The 12458-nt window shown below is 67.2% G+C and carries 10 protein-coding genes and 3 pseudogenes; 8 read left to right on the top strand and 5 right to left on the bottom strand.

What is annotated here, in order from left to right; translation table 11 throughout:
- Positions 1–59 precede the first annotated feature (59 nt).
- Positions 60–572 (top strand): hypothetical protein, encoded by a 513-nt coding sequence (locus tag ACGFZQ_RS15300; RefSeq protein ID WP_393840764.1) that lies wholly within the window; start codon positions 60–62, stop codon positions 570–572.
- Between the two features lie 536 nt (positions 573–1108).
- Here the strand turns inward: ACGFZQ_RS15300 and ACGFZQ_RS15305 are convergent.
- Positions 1109–2020, bottom strand: a complete 912-nt coding sequence (locus tag ACGFZQ_RS15305) for a LysR family transcriptional regulator (protein WP_393840765.1) — start codon at positions 2018–2020, stop codon at positions 1109–1111.
- A gap of 286 nt (positions 2021–2306) precedes the next feature.
- Between ACGFZQ_RS15305 and ACGFZQ_RS15310 the strand changes: the two genes are divergently transcribed.
- The 4 genes and pseudogenes from ACGFZQ_RS15310 to ACGFZQ_RS15325 all read left to right on the top strand — a co-directional run bounded on the left by ACGFZQ_RS15310 (position 2307) and on the right by ACGFZQ_RS15325 (position 4911).
- On the top strand, positions 2307–2939 hold the full coding sequence (locus ACGFZQ_RS15310) for an NADPH-dependent F420 reductase (RefSeq protein WP_393840766.1): 633 nt from the start codon (positions 2307–2309) through the stop codon (positions 2937–2939).
- 96 nt (positions 2940–3035) lie between these two features.
- Positions 3036–3971, top strand: coding sequence for an SDR family oxidoreductase (locus ACGFZQ_RS15315; RefSeq protein WP_393840767.1), 936 nt, complete (start codon positions 3036–3038; stop codon positions 3969–3971).
- 80 nt (positions 3972–4051) lie between these two features.
- Positions 4052–4354, top strand: a pseudogene (locus ACGFZQ_RS15320) (NADPH-dependent F420 reductase); the annotation flags it as partial.
- Between the two features lie 386 nt (positions 4355–4740).
- Positions 4741–4911 (top strand): hypothetical protein, encoded by a 171-nt coding sequence (locus ACGFZQ_RS15325; RefSeq protein ID WP_393840768.1) that lies wholly within the window; start codon positions 4741–4743, stop codon positions 4909–4911.
- A gap of 83 nt (positions 4912–4994) precedes the next feature.
- Here ACGFZQ_RS15325 and ACGFZQ_RS15330 read toward each other — a convergent pair whose 3' ends face one another.
- Positions 4995–5705: a hypothetical protein gene (locus tag ACGFZQ_RS15330; protein ID WP_393840769.1), complete on the bottom strand. Its 711-nt coding sequence runs from the start codon at positions 5703–5705 to the stop codon at positions 4995–4997.
- A 1454-nt stretch (positions 5706–7159) separates the two neighbouring features.
- Here ACGFZQ_RS15330 and ACGFZQ_RS15335 point away from each other — a divergent pair.
- Both ACGFZQ_RS15335 and ACGFZQ_RS15340 read left to right on the top strand, forming a co-directional pair.
- Positions 7160–7426: a hypothetical protein gene (locus ACGFZQ_RS15335; protein WP_393840770.1), complete on the top strand. Its 267-nt coding sequence runs from the start codon at positions 7160–7162 to the stop codon at positions 7424–7426.
- Between the two features lie 469 nt (positions 7427–7895).
- Complete coding sequence (locus tag ACGFZQ_RS15340; RefSeq protein ID WP_393840791.1) at positions 7896–8819, top strand: GNAT family N-acetyltransferase; 924 nt, start codon at positions 7896–7898, stop codon at positions 8817–8819.
- Between the two features lie 300 nt (positions 8820–9119).
- Here ACGFZQ_RS15340 and ACGFZQ_RS15345 read toward each other — a convergent pair.
- Positions 9120–9242 (bottom strand): annotated as a pseudogene (locus tag ACGFZQ_RS15345) (IS5/IS1182 family transposase); the annotation flags it as partial.
- A 910-nt stretch (positions 9243–10152) separates the two neighbouring features.
- Positions 10153–10821: a peptidase E gene (locus ACGFZQ_RS15350; RefSeq protein WP_393840771.1), complete on the bottom strand. Its 669-nt coding sequence runs from the start codon at positions 10819–10821 to the stop codon at positions 10153–10155.
- 155 nt (positions 10822–10976) lie between these two features.
- Here ACGFZQ_RS15350 and ACGFZQ_RS15355 point away from each other — a divergent pair.
- Positions 10977–11607, top strand: a pseudogene (locus tag ACGFZQ_RS15355) (IS5 family transposase).
- On the opposite strand, the gene ACGFZQ_RS15360 reads toward ACGFZQ_RS15355, so the two are convergent.
- Positions 11608–12270, bottom strand: coding sequence for a class I SAM-dependent methyltransferase (locus ACGFZQ_RS15360; RefSeq protein WP_393840772.1), 663 nt, complete (start codon positions 12268–12270; stop codon positions 11608–11610). It abuts the pseudogene before it with no gap.
- Positions 12271–12458: the final 188 nt, after the last annotated feature.

A 12458-nucleotide genomic window follows, 5' to 3' on the forward strand; every position in this document is an offset into this window, starting at 1 on the left:
AACAGTTCCCGCCTCCGGCGACGGGCAGCGAGCCATGCGGATCACGATAGGGTCCGCGCATGTCAGACGCGATAGCGAGTGCGATCACCGCGGCGGCGGGCCTCGGCGGGGCTCTCCTCGGCGCGGTGCTCCCGCAACGCTTCAACGCCCGCGCCCGCGCCACCGAGGCCGAACTCGCCGACCGTAGGAGGTCGTTCGAGGAGCGCCGAGAGGCGTACACGGCCATGAACCGTGCCTCCGAGCAGTTCCACACGCTCCTCAAGGACGCCCTGCACCGCATTCGCGACGGCGTCTACATCGAGGAGGACCGCACCCGTCTCGAGGAGTCCCGCAGGGAGTACCGCGACCGCTACGCGGCAGCCCAGATGATCGTCCCGCTGCGGATCATGGAGGCGTCACGGGAACTCAACAAGGTCCTCGCGGGGGTGGACGCGGCGGCCAAGCGCATCGACCGCGGCCTCGCGCGTGACGGGGAGAACGTGGAGCGCCTACTCGTCGAGGTCAAGCGCGCGGAGCCTCGGCTGGTGACGATGCGGACGTTGATGCGAGAGGACCTGGGGATCAGGGACTAGGGGAGCGTGCCAGACGTTGGTGGCGTGCTCAGGGGGCCGGCTGTGCGGCGTAGATGGTCTGCAGAAACTCGTTCCGCGCCATCCCTGCCAGTGGTCCCTCGTACGGTTCTTCAATGGATCACCAGCGGTCGTTGCCTCGCCAAGAGGACAACTTCACAGTTCGGGTGCGCAGGGCCGGGTAACCGCGTGGCTTGAACGGTACGCCCCTGAAACTCTCGCTGCGCTCGGCGGCCCGGGGAGCCATGCGGCCATTGGCGAAGCCGAACCGCACATGGGTCTGAAGCTGCCGGGGAGATGTGGCGTCGGCTGCTGGCGAACGACATCGATGCCGGCAGGGAACCCGATAAGTCAACGTGTCTGGTGGCGCTGGGGTGCGAGATAGCCGTCCTCGGCGGCCATCTCCTTCTTGGCCTGCGCGACGATGTCGATTCTCACGGTGCGCCAACATCGGCTCCGCCTCCGAGCTCAATGCCTTCACCATTGCTGTGGCCGCGTGCTCCCTGTTGGCGCTGCTGTTGCCGCCGCAGCCGGGCTGCTCAACCGAGCTTTGAAACGGCATCGCCTCCAAGCTGCCACATTTCGTAGTTCCCGCATTCTGCCGTGATCTCGGCCGTCGCCTGAGCCGCGGTGAAGAAGTCATTGACCACCGGCGAGGTGCGCGATGCCGCCACCGCGAGGCACACCTGGTCGGGCGCCAGATCCGGGATGGGCACATAGACGACTTCCGGATGTGAGTAGAACACGGTCGCCGACCGGGCCAGGAACGAGATGCCCCGGCCGGCCGCGACATGCTCGAGCGTCTCGTCCACCCCGCGCACCAGGTACCCGGCGTTGGGGTGCGGGCGTCTGGTGGGCTGTGTGCTCGGGTCGGCATGCCAGACCAGCGGTTCACCGGCCAGGTCGGCCTCGGTGACCTCCTCCTTGCCGGCCAACCGGTGGCCGGCGGGCAGCACCACCACCCGCGGCTCGGTGTACAGCGGGGTGACGCGCAGGCCGGCCTCGTCGATGGGCAGCCGCACATAGCCGACGTCGATGCGGCCGTCGAGCAGCATCGGGGCCTGGTCGTCCCATTCGATCCGCTGCACGTCCACGACCACGTCAGGGTGCCGGGCCTCGAACGCCCGCGCTGCCGGGATGACCGGGATGCCGGCCCGGAAACCGACCATCAGCCGCCGGCTGCCGCGGGCGGCCACGGACACTCGGCGGCGGACCGCGTGCACGGAGGCGAGCAGCGGACCGGCGTCGGCCAGCAGTTGTCGGTCCGCGTCGGTCAGCGCTACGCCGTGGCGGTCCCTGGTGAACAGCGAGGCGCCGAGATCCTGCTCGAGCGCGCGGATCTGCCGGCTGAGCACCGGCTGCGCGATATGCAGCTCATCGGCGGCGCGGCCGAAGTGCAACCGGTCGGCCACGGCGACGAAGTAACGCAGTTTGCGCAGGTCCAGATCCATGGCGCCTCCTGGCACGGTGATGCCTTCAGGGTATCACCACAGCTTAAAGAAGTCTTGGACACCCACTCAGGCCAATGGCAACCTGAATAGGTACCCAATGGGGCCGAAGCGAATTCGGCATAAGAATTCGACATCGGAATTTGATAGCAGGGCCCAGGCCCGGAATGAGCACATCAGGAATTGAGCACGGTCCATCGCGTCATTCAACAGCGTCGACGACATAACCGTTGACAGCGACGGGGTGGGCATGGCAGCCCCTATCCAGCTCCAGAAAGCAGGCACACCAATGAGCAGCATCAGCATTATCGGCCTGGGAAACATGGCCGGCGCCCTGGCCGGCCGGGCGCTCGCCGGCGGCAACGCCGTCGAGATCATCGGCCGCGACCCGGCCAAGGCCAAGGAATTGGCCGCAGCGCTCGGCGGCGCCACTGTCGGGACGGCCGGCGCCGCCCCGGCCGGGGACATCGTTGTCCTCGCCGTGCCGTACGCCGGCGCGGCGGCGGTGGTGAGCGAGTACGGGGACGCACTGCAGGGCAAGGTCATCATCGACATCACCAACCCCGTCTCCCCCGATTTCCAGGGATTTGTCACCCCCGACGGCAGTTCCGGCGCGCAGGAGATCGCCAAAACCGCCCCCGCCGGCGCGCATGTCGTCAAGGCGTTCAACACCCTGTTCTCCCACGTTCTGGCGGCCGGTCCAGCCGAGGGTCGCCCATTGGACGTGTTCATCGCCGGTGACGACGCGCAGGCAAAGACACGCGTGTCGGCGTTCATCGAGAGCCTGGGACTGCGCCCGATGGACACCGGGCGGCTGGCAATGGCGCGGGCACTGGAGAACGTCGCCCTGTTGCAACTGGGCCTCGTCGCCCATTCCGTCAAGCACACCAACTTCTTCCTCGGCGTCAGCATTCTCGGCTGAGCGCACCCGCACCACCATTTCTCGCGCCACATCACGCCAGTCGATCTACGGCACGAGAAGAACAGCCCCTCCACCTCATCTCACAAGGACAGTCGCATGCGCGTTTTCGTCACTGGCGGGACCGGCCATTCCGGTTCGTACATCATCCCCGAGCTCATCACCGCCGGACATGAGGTCACCGGCCTGGCCCGGTCGGACACGGCCGCGGCGGCGGTGTCCGCGCTCGGCGCGAAGGTGCGTCGCGGCGACCTCGAGGATCTCGACGGGCTCAAGGAGGCGGCCGCGGACTCCGACGGCGTCATCCACGTCGCGCACAGGCAAGACCTGCTTCCCTCCGGCGGGATCGACGCCGTGGCCGCCGCGGAGCTCCCGATCATGCTCGCGTACGGCGAGGCACTGGCGGGAACCGGAAAGCCGCTGGTCGCGGCGGGGAGCATAGGCTCGCCAGGGAACCTGGGCCGGCCGGCCACCGAGGAGGACCCGGCCCTTCCCGGCGGCGATGAGTACAAGGGCACCCTGCGGGTTCGCAACGTCGTGGAAACCGCCGTAATCAGCCTCGCTGAGCGGGGAGTGCGGTCTTCGGTCGTGCGGATTGCCAACATCGCGCACAGCACGACCGATCGTGCCGGCTTCCTCGTGCAGCTGATCGCGCTCGCGAAGGAGAAGGGTTTCGTCGGCTACCCCGGAGACGGCACGAACCTGTGGAACGCCGTGCACGTCCGCGATGTCGCCTCCTTGTTCCGCTTGGCGCTGGAAAAGGGGCCGGCCGGCAAATACTGGCACGCGGTTGGGGACGGGGCCATCCCGCTCCGCGAGATCGCCGAGGCCATTGGCAGCCGTCTGGGCCTGCCCGCCGTGAGCGTTCCCGCGGACGTACTGATGGTGCCGGGATACTTTGGGTTCCTCGCGAACATAGTCACGCAGAACTACCCGGCGTCCAACTTCATCACCCGCCGGACCCTCGGCTGGGAACCCGCTCAGCCCAGCCTTCTCGCCGATTTGGACAACGGCCATTACTTCTCCGCCACCTGACGGCAGGGACCGAATCGCAACGAGTCCGGAAAAGGGCAACAGTTCGGCTCTTCCGGAGGGACGCCGAGAATATGACGACTGTGGAATTCAGCGGAAGCGGATACATCGGCAGTCCCATCGCGCGGCTCGCCATCGAGGCCGGGCACCAGGTCGTGCTCAGCGTGCTCAGCAACTCGCGCGGGCCCGAAACGCTCGCGGACACGGCCGCGGAACTGGGGCCTGGGGCGTCCGCGGCGACGAACGGGGAGGCCGCGGCGGCCGGTGACATCGTCGTGGTCACGGTGCCGGTCAAGGCCTTCCTCAACTTGCCCGCCGCGCCACTGGCCGGGAAGACGGTCATCGACATGTGCAACTACGGCCCCGGGCGCGACGGGCATGGACCGACGTCGCGCGCCGCGCCTGGCACCTCCTGCCTCCCGACCGCTATGCGACGTGGGAGCCCATCTGGCTGCGGGCTTACCTCGGTGACTGCCGGAGGTCTTCCTCCTCGACGGCAATCACCATCCGTCGGCGGACGAGTACCTGACGCTGCGACGGCACACCTTCGGCCTGGCCACCTTCACCGACGTCCTCAAGAGCGGAGGGGCGAGCATCACCTCCGTGCTTGCCGACCACTCCGGCTGCGACCAGACGGAGGGCCTTGCCAGGAGCGTCGCCTTGCGGAACCGCATCATGACCCTGCACATGAAGCTCCGCGAACAGTTGGAAAAAAGGGGCGAGCCATGCTGCCGCCGCTTATGCCAGGGACGTCGGGCAGCTCATCCGTGTTGTGCTGGACTTCCGCCTGCTCAACCGCAACATCGCCCCCTACATCGAAGGACGAGGCGCCGTGCCCGTCGCGAGCGTCGCCCTTCCTCCCGCTTTCCCGGAAACCGGCGCCGACACCAGCGCACCCCCTCTGCCCTCCTTCGACTGGTGGTGGGACGCCCTGGACGAATGAGACCGCGCAGAGGTTCTGGCTCGCTCGAAAGGATGCTGTTGGTGATCTCCGACTGCTGTTCCGGATAGGGGATTTGGAAGGTGTCAGGGCGCCTGGACCAGGGCGGTCAGGGGAGTTTGTACGGCGTCTGTCGCGGAACGCGACAGGTACAGCGTGGTGTGGAAGTAGCCGTGGGTCTCCCTGGCCTGCGGATCCTCGCCGGCCGCGGTCACCGCGTCGATCGCGTACTGCTGCTCCTGCAAGCTGGTGAAGCGGCGTTGCGGAAACGTGTGGGTGGCGGCCCTCTCGGTACTCAGGCCGTACGGTTCCAGGCACTCGGCGATGCGGCGGTAGGAGATGGTCCGCAGTACGAACGCGGCGACCCATACCGGGTTGTGCGCGCAGTCCAGGAGCAGCTCGAAGGTGAGGGGAGACAGGAAGCTGGCTCCGCCGGTGACGGTGATGAGGCGGGTGTGCCGGGCGGCCTGGCGCAGGGCCGGGCTGGGCGGCGCGGTCTCCAGGTTCTCGGCGAACCCCTCGTCCAGCAGGCCGACAGCATGCGCGTAGGAGACGGCGTGGGGGGCGGCGTCGAGCCCGAGTACGCGGGCCGGGTCCGGGCGCCGGTGCGCCGCGTAGTAGGCCCGGTCCCATTCGATCAGCTCTGCGGTGGTCAGCTCGGTGGCCTGCGGCGATGTGTAGTGGGCGTACAGGTCCGCCAGGGTGAGATCGTGGTTGAGCAGGGCGGCGTTGATGCCGTAGGAGCAGCACAGGTCCAACACCGTGACCGGGCCTGCGGGCCGGCACGCTGTGAGCATGCGGCGGAAGACGGGCTGAGCATGATGAGGGGTCTGGTATTCCCAGGGGCTCAGCTCACGAAAGTATGCGCGAGGGTCCGGCTGGTCGTAGATGTCGTCGAACGGTGTCATGGCCCCTGTAGCGAGGGCAGGCGTCTGCCCGGAGTTGCTGACCACGGGTGCTGGTGAGCCGTTCGACCGTGCATGGGTCATCACGTGTTCCCTCTCGCCCCGATCCGGAACTGCCCTGCGACAACAACTAACGGGCGACGGGCCCGGTTGGGAACAAGGCGGAGACGGAACCAGCCAGGCACGATCCGCCATCGCTGATATCCACTGCGAGACATCGCGGTGGACCTACACAAACGGGTGACGCAACGCCTGCGAGGACTGCCGCTCCGAGACAACGAACTCCGCCTAAGAGGCCATGCTGGCACAGACGGTGAACTCACCAGTCTCCCGTGCTTCGAGCGCCCATCGGCTTCACTCCGAGGTCCCGAACCAGGCGGCGGGCATCCTGAACCGGCGCGTGGCCCCACCCGACCGGAGGCGCCGGATTGTGGCCATCGCCTCCGACCAGCACAGTGCGATCGCCGCCTGGCTCGTCCCCGGCGCTGCAGCCTGGCGTCGCGTCCTTGCGCCGTTGGCTCCGGTGCAGCAGCGCCTCTTCGTTGACAGCCTGCGTGTTTACGAGGCGGCGGTAGCGGAGGAACACGAGAGGTGAAACTCGCCGGAGCGGACGGTCGCAGTAGACGTCTTCTACACCGGGTCCCGGAAGACGACCTCGGGATGGGCGGCTGTGGGCCGTCGAGGATCGGCTGTGGCATGTCCCGCAGGTGGAGATCGAAGAAGGCGGACACGTAGTCGCGCGTAATGAGCCACCCGCGTGCTCCCGAGAGGGGGACCGCCGGGTCCGACAGCCCCAACTGCTCGGCCAGGTAAGGAAGGTCGGTGAAGGAGAAGAAGTGCTCGGCTCCGGTGACCGTCAGCCAGCGTCTCCGGCCGTTCAGGTGGCTCCAGGCGTCAGGCCAGTCGGTGGCGAGTTCCCGGCTCCCCGTCGTCGGCACCCAAGGGTCGGCACGCTGCCGGTCGACCAGGTGCAGGACGCGGCGGCCCACCGGGTACGGGCAGGCAGGAAGGGGTAACGCCAGTTCACTCGCATCCGCGCCCCGGGTCGGCGTGTGCCGGCCGCGAGCCGAGGACACAGGGGCGGCGCCAGGAGGCGAGCGGACAGGCCGAGGGTGAGCAGAGCGGCCAGAGCCGCCCTGCGCGATCTTGTGGTCATGGAACCGAGGCTAGGTACCGGCCGTTCCCAAATCGTCGGTCCTCAGCGGTACTTGGGCGTGCGAACGGAGTCTGACCCCGGCGGGCCGGATGTCACCACAGGCTGAGAGCGACTCCCTGTGCGGTGGGTCCGGCAGCGAACCCCGCAGGACAGGCTGACAAGCGACTTCAATGATCAGCACACTGAGCGCATGCGATACGAGGAGAAGGCGAAGCTCACCACCGCAAGGGTCCTGGTCCCGGTGGCCATCTTCGTCACCTCGCCAGTGCTGCTGATAGCCGGAGCGCCGGTCCGTCGCCGATACCTCCGCTACGTCTACCGGGATGCAGCCCCACTGATCCTGGACGAGAAGCAGGGCCGGATCAGCCTCCACTGGTTCGTGGTCACCAGCACTCTTCTCGAATGGCTCTGCCGGCCTACAGAGTCACTCGCTCGACTCATCTCACGCCGAGGTTAGACGACGAGACCAGTGCCTGCTTTCAGCCCTGAGCTGGGTTTTTGCCCGGCTCAGGAATCGAGCTGAGCTGTACCGCGTCGGATCCTGGTTGGTGCGGACCGGGACGGACGCAGCGGACTTCTGGGTACGGCTGGTCGGCCCGGATGGCGCCAGGATTGAGGGCCCGTTGTCCGTGATGTGGCGCGTGCGGTTCGAGGCCGGTCATCCGTCGCGGTCCTTTCCCGCCTGCCGGGGACGGCGGAACCGTGTGATCGAAAAAGGTATTGCGCACGCGGGTCGCGGTTGGATAGAGATTACGGCTGAACCCTGCCGTGAGGGTGAGGGTCACGACAGCGAGAGGAGGGATTGACCGATGATCCCCATGATCACCGCGCTTGTGTCCTCCCGGGGCGCGGACCAGGTCTGACCCCGGCGCGGACGGGCGCCTTCACCGGAGCGTGCCTTGACTGTGGAACAGAACGACCTGACCATGCGACCGATCAACGGACGCGAAGAACTGGACCTCTTCTCCCAACTGCCCTACGTCCTCAACGAGGAACTGGCGGACGACCTTGCCGCCGGCCGTCGGCGTCCGGAATGGATGTGGCTTGCCCTGCGCGGTGACCGTCTGCTGGCCAGGGCTGCCTGGTGGAGCCGACCCGGCAGCGACACACCGCTCATCCTGGATGTCCTCGACATCGACGACACTGCCGCGAACCCCGATCGCATGGACATCGGGGCGCGACTTGTGCGCACTGCGATGGCCACCGCCCTCCCGGACGGATCGCCTCCCCCCGAGTACAGCCGGTTCGTCCCGCCGGACTGGCGTGAGGACACGGGGACCAGACAAGCCGTCGAGGACCGCATGACGGTCCTGGAACGGACCGGAGCCCGGCTCTTCGTCGAACGACTGCGCCTGGAATGGTGTCCGGAGACGCCAGCCCCCAAGCCGGGCAAGCGCCTCGCGTTCCGGCCGATCCAAGATGCCAAGGAACTCATCGCTCTGATGACCTCGGCTATGGACGGAACACTGGACGCACATGGCCGTGACGACCTGACCCGGATGGCCGCCCAGAACGCAGCGGTCAAGCACTACGAGGGCGAACTCGCGCGCTACACGAGCCCGCGAGACTGGTGGCGGATCGCGACGCTGCCCCATGGAGAACCAGTGGGGTTCGTCCTCCCGGCCCACAACGGCTACAACCCGATCATCGCCTACATCGCGGTCCTTCCCCCGCACCGCGGCAACGGCTACATCGACGCCCTTCTCGCCGAAGGCACCCGCATCCTTGCCGAACAAGGCGTCCCCCGAATCCGTGCTTCGACAGACCTGGGCAACGTCCCGATGGCGAACGCCTTCCGGCGCGCTGGGTACATCAATTTCGGGCGCGAGATCAATATGACCTGGAACTGAGTGAGCGGAGGCAGGCGCTCCGCACTGCCTCAAGTCGATCGAGGCAGGACCGCGGATTTCTGGTGCCTGATGGAGAGACACTCGATGTTGCCGGAAGGTGCCGGTCCGCGGAGCGGGAATGCCCTGACAGGCTGCGCAGGCGGTAGGGGAGTGGTGTTCGGCACGGCGATTCGAGCCGTACCAGGGCCAAGGTCGGTGCCCTGACCTTGAGAACGATCGGTCCCGTTCAGTTTCGCGCGATGCCGGCTGCCGGCTCCTGGGGGGAGCTTCACCGGGTGATTCGGAACCCGACGGCGTCCTTCGGCCGGCCGTCTTCAAGGTCAGTCCGAGGCGCTTCTTCGCCCAGGTCACGAGCCGCCCGGCATAGCCGGAGTCGGCACGGACAATGGTGATCCCGGGATGCATCAGCCGCAGCCGGCACAGAAAGGGAGACGGAGCCGCGGGGTGGCGGATGTACTACCACCAAGCGACACGCGTGCCTCCCGGCGTGGAAGTAGGGCTCTACCGGAACCGAGTAGCTGAACAACTGCATAATCCATGCCCAGGCCTGGCACTGGACCGACCCGGACAAGTCCGTCCCGGAACTGCACCCGGGCGGCGCACTCGCCCTTTGGTGGAACGACTCGGACAGCGCTGTCGGCTGGATCGCCGCCCAGGACGCCCGCCTGCGCCGCCTCTTCGCCGCCGAGGACAGCGAACCCAGCCTCATGTCCCGCTTCCGCCGTCTGCCGCCCGAACTGAGCTTCGCCACCCGGCAGGTGTCGTGGACGAGGAGCATCCCACTCGAAACGCATCTCGCGAATCTCTCCAGCTACTCCGACTTCCTCGTCCTTGGCAAGTACGCCACCGAGACGTCCACACCCGGCCCGGCGAAGACGGACACAGCGTCACGTCACCGTCCAGTACACCGGCGCCGAGGTGTGGTACACCCTGACCGGCAGTCCCGCCCCCGTTCCGGACGGCGGCCTGGGCGTCGACCACCAGGGCCCGCTCGACCGCATCCGGCAGCGGCATGCCGCCGACGCCACATGACGGCGGCGGGAGCCCGCGCCTGGCACGGTGTTGCGGCACAGGCACCCTCGGCCTCCCGTGCCAGGATGCCGACCACATCAAGCACCAAGGACTCCCGCTGATCAGACCCGCAACGCGCCTCGGGCGCCGTTTCATCAACGCACTCGCCTGCAGGCAGGTCCGTCGCTGAGCTTGTTGCTCAAGAACCTGCTTCGAAGTCCCCCGGACGAGTCCGCCTGACGCAGGTGCTCACCCCGGCAGCTCCGCATCAGCGCGCCCGTGGGCGCCGCACCGCCCTGTCCCTGGCCCACCACGCGTTGAGTCACGGATGGAACCGCCACCGGCCTTCAGTAACTACATCAACCTTGCCGTCCCTGACGCGAACGGCCGTCCCGTCGTCGATGAAGTAGATCGGGAAGTCCGCCCGCGCAGCGATGCGATCGGCCCAGGCGTCGTCCCGTTCGGGGAAATCCGGCGAGTACAGGTGGGGCTTGAGATACCAGTCGAAGAGACCGAACGGCGGCTCCACGGCCGTCGCGCCGAGCACGTGGAGGTCTGCGGTGTCCCCGATGACGTCGGCGGAGTGCCCGGTCAGGTTCCGGCTGAAGATCATTGATCCGGCGCTCACCCCCACATAGACCCTGCTCTCCAGCGCCTCGCGGAAGCCGTCGGCCAGGCCGTTGCCGGTGATGCTGCGCGCGAGGTGGTAGTGGCTGCCGCCCTCTACATAGATGACGTCGGCGTGGAGCAGCCGGTCGAGCACCATCTGCCGGGGCAGGCCGTTCAGCTCCAGGACGTCGAACTCCCGCCAGCCGAGGCCGTGCAGCCGGTTCATGTCCGCGACGAGCCACCCGTGGTCCCCGGGCTCGGCGAGTGACGCCGTGGGAACGAACACGACGTTCGCCGACCCGAACGGCTTTCCCAGCATGTCCCGCAGCGCATCCCGCAGCGTCTCGTTGCGCAGGCCACTCGCCGTCAGTAGAAAGTTCATCGGGCGAGCCAAGCACGGCTGACGGGCGCGCGCAACGAACCCAGGATCCACCAATACCGTCATGGCCTGACCGCATCAGGAACAGGCGCTCAACTTGTCGTTCAAGGTCCGGCGCTAGGCAGTGTCTCTTCGATCAGTAGCTCGTTGTTCTGGTCATGCTCAGCAGGGGGGATTTGACGGATGACCAGTGGGCGGTACTGGAGCCGCTGCTCCCGGAGAGAAACAACCGGTGTGGCCGGTGGCGAGACCACCGGCAGGTGATCAACGGGATCATTCACCGGGTCGGCACTGGTTGTCAGTGGCGCAGGCTGCCTGAACGCTTCGGTCCCTGGCAGACCGTTCCACAAGCGGCACATGCTGTGGTCGGCCGACGGGACCTGGGAGCTGCTGCTCCAGCACGTGCAGGCCGTGGCCGCTGCCGAGGAGGAGGCCGACGGGGACGTCAACGTCGACTCCACCTCGGTGCGTGCTCACCAGCACGCCGCTGGTGCCCCGAAGAACGCGCCGCCCGCGCTGTCGCGCCCCCGGTCCTACCTGCGCCGACGTGGCATCCGGCACGTGATCCCGGAGAAGAAGGACCAACAGGCCGGACGTCGACGCCGGGGCCAGCAGGGTGGACGGCCCCCTGGTTTTGACTCCACGCGGTACAAGAGGCGCAACACCGTCGAGCGGGCGATCAACAAGCCGAAACAGTTCCGAGCCGTCGCCACCCGCTATGACAAGCGCGGACACATCTACCTGGGCACCGTTACCGCTGCCGCAGCCATGATCTGGCTCCGATCGTGATCAAGACGGCCCAGCCCGGTTGCCGGCGCCCCAGAAGAACGGGCCAGCTGTCGGCGTAACTGTGATGTCCCAGCCGAGCTCGCGAAGCTGTCTTTCCAGCTCTGCCTGCTCATACGGAACCTTCACGATGCGGTAGGCCGTCCCATCAGGGGTGCGCCGCTGGATGGTGGACGATGCCGGGCCCTCGACGAGCTCCTCTGGCGTTCGGTAGTGGTCATCGACGAAGAACACCCGGCCCTGCGGCGTGAGGGCAGCGGTCACCAGAGACCAGAAGGACTCGAATCGCCTGGCCGGCACGTGCGAGAGCCAGCATCCCATGAAAACGACGTCATAACGGCGGTCAGGTTCCCAGGCGAACAGGTCAGCCTCGACGAATCTCACCTGGGCACCCTCAGAGACGCGGCCCGCGGCGATCGCGAGCATTTCCGGGGACGCATCGACGGCAGTGACGTCGCTGGCATGGCGGAGCAGTTGAGGGGTCCAGGTACCGGGACCACAGGCCAGTTCCAGCACGCTGCCCGCCGGCCGGAACGCGTCGAGCGCCTCAGTCAGCTCAGCGCCACCGGGAAGATCGAGTAGCTGGTCGAGATAGTCCGGCGCAAGGGCACTGTAGTAGGCACGCTGTTCGGACAGGAGCCGTTCCTGAGCTGATCCGGTGTTCATAGCGCCACTGTGGGACTTGTCCCAGGGGCAAGGTCAACCCTCAGAAGGAGTGGCTAGGCACAGTCGTGCCGGTCGTGATCGGAGAGACCGTGCCTAGTAGTGCTTCGTTACGTCGGGTGATCTCGCCTGGTAGTGGGCATCGTCTTGGTATGAGGCTGGGGGAAGTGGAACGGCTCCGGGGTGAGTTA

The organism is Streptomyces sp. NPDC048254, assembly GCF_043201895.1.
GTDB lineage: Bacteria > Actinomycetota > Actinomycetes > Streptomycetales > Streptomycetaceae > Streptomyces.